Raw genomic sequence first — 1333 nt, 5'->3', positions numbered from 1 at the left:
GCACCAGACGAGTCCGGGCCGCGGCCGCCTCCGTGGCGTCGTCGGCCGACGCGCGCGCCCGGCGCAGGGCGTGGCCGCGCAGCAGGGCGTGCACGCCGAGGCCGTCGGGGCGGCTTTCCAGCAGCCCGGCGGTGTCGAGTTCGTCGAGCGCGTCGGCGGCCCGGTCGGGGTCGGTGCCGAGCAGGGCGGCGGCCGCGTGGTCGCCCACGACGGGGGCGGGGTGGTGCGGCAGCAGCCGGTAGAGCCGGGCGGCGACGGGGCCGAGGCTCGCGTACGCGGCGTCCCAGACGGCCTCCACCACGGGCAGCCCCTCCTGGTCGAGTTCGGTGGTCAGGTCCTCGACGAGCCGCCGCAGTTCGCGACGGCGGTGGCGGCGGATCCAGCGCCCGGCGACGTACAGCGCGGCGGGCAGCCCGGCGCAGCGGCGGGCGAGTTCGACCGCAGCCTCGGGGTCGGCGGCGAAGCGGGGGTCGGCGGCGAACCGGGAGTCCGCGACGATGCGGCGCAGCAGGTTGACGGCGTCCGCGGGCCCGAGCGGGCCGAGCGGCAGGTCGACGAGGCGGACGCCGTCGAGGTCGTACAGCGGTCCGTGGCTGGCCACGATGACGACGGCGGCCGCGGAGGCGGGCAGCAGCGGGCGCAGTTCGGCGCCGCTGCGGGCGTTGTCGACCACGACGACCAGCCGCCGCCCCTGGGTGGCGGTCCAGTACTGGCGGGCGCGGGCGGCGAGGGACGGCTCGGGCCGGGCCTCCGGGTCGAGCGCGCGCAGCAGGTCGCCGAGGGCGTCGGCGGTCTCCACGGCGCCGTCGCGGCGCAGGTCGTCGAGGTCGACGTGGAGGGCGCCGTCCGGGCAGTGGTCGAGCAGCGCGCGGGCGAGTTCGAAGCCCAGCGCGGTCTTGCCGATCCCGCCCATCCCGCTGAGCGCGACGACCAGCGGCCCGCCACCGTCCCCGGGGCCCGCGGCGACGGCGGCCAGTACCCTGGCGCGTTCGTCGGCGCGGTCCTCGAAGTGCGCGAGCGCCGGCGGCAGCTGGCACGGTACGGCGGCCGCCCGCAGGGCCGCCTCGTGCACGTGCAGTTCCCCGACGGACCCGGCCTGCACGATGGCGCCGGCCCGCACCTGCCCGTCCACCTTGTTCCACGTCTCATCGGCCACCCGTCAACTCTAGGGCCTGTGGGGGCCTGTGGCCGGGATCGCGCCGGATCGCACGCGGAGCGGCGACGGGGGTGGTTGACGGCCCCTCACCACGAGCCCCTCACCGTGAGGGCGGTGCGGCGGCCCGGGCAACCCGCGCGAACCCGCCGTGGAGCGCGGGCGCGGTGGACGCCGGCG

The 1333-nt window shown here is 78.5% G+C and carries 1 pseudogene; it reads right to left on the bottom strand.

Annotated features, from left to right (window positions below):
• Positions 1-1156, bottom strand: a pseudogene (locus tag ABD308_RS35045) (hypothetical protein); the annotation flags it as partial.
• Positions 1157-1333: the final 177 nt, after the last annotated feature.

It is taken from the genome of Kitasatospora putterlickiae, assembly GCF_039527695.1.
In the GTDB taxonomy this organism is placed as follows: Bacteria; Actinomycetota; Actinomycetes; order Streptomycetales; family Streptomycetaceae; genus Kitasatospora; species Kitasatospora putterlickiae.
The sequence above is the reverse complement of the archived record's forward strand: the minus strand, read 5'-3'. Positions and strand labels throughout refer to the sequence as shown.